The organism is Pseudomonas sp. KB_15, assembly GCF_052114525.1.
GTDB lineage: Bacteria > Pseudomonadota > Gammaproteobacteria > Pseudomonadales > Pseudomonadaceae > Aquipseudomonas.
Window position 1 is genome coordinate 1 of record NZ_JBFREX010000124.1, and the last position, 597, is coordinate 597.

At 65.2% G+C, this 597-nt stretch carries 1 protein-coding gene; it reads left to right on the forward strand.

Going from position 1 to position 597, the window contains the following annotated elements:
- A partial coding sequence (locus AB4Z35_RS30010) for a peroxidase family protein (protein ID WP_442101162.1) occupies positions 1 to 597 on the forward strand: 597 nt, incomplete at both ends.

Consider the following 597-nt stretch of genomic DNA (forward strand, 5'->3'; position numbering starts at 1 on the left):
GCCAGCACTCGGACAAGTCCAATCCCCTGGACAAGAGCTTCAACTATGCCGAGGCGTTCAAGACCCTCGACCTCGCCGCGGTCAAGAAAGACCTGACGGCACTGATGACCGACTCGCAGGACTGGTGGCCGGCGGACTTCGGTCACTACGGCGGGTTGTTCATCCGCATGGCCTGGCACAGCGCCGGCACCTACCGCATCGGCGATGGCCGGGGGGGTGGCGGGCGCGGCCAGCAACGGTTCGCCCCGCTCAACAGCTGGCCGGACAACGTGAGCCTGGACAAGGCGCGCCGGCTGCTCTGGCCGATCAAGCAGAAGTACGGGCAGAAGCTTTCCTGGGCGGACCTGATGATCCTGTCCGGCAACGTCGCCCTGGAAAGCATGGGATTCAAGACCTTCGGCTTCGCCGGGGGCCGCGAAGATACCTGGGAACCGGACCAGGACGTGTATTGGGGGAATGAAAAGACCTGGCTGGGCGGCGAAGTCCGCTATGGCAAGGGCGCGGCGGGCAAGGATGACGATGGTGGCGTACTGGTGGCTGACGTCGAGAAGCACGGCCAGGAATCCAGCCGGACCGATCCCGGCCGCTACCTCGAGA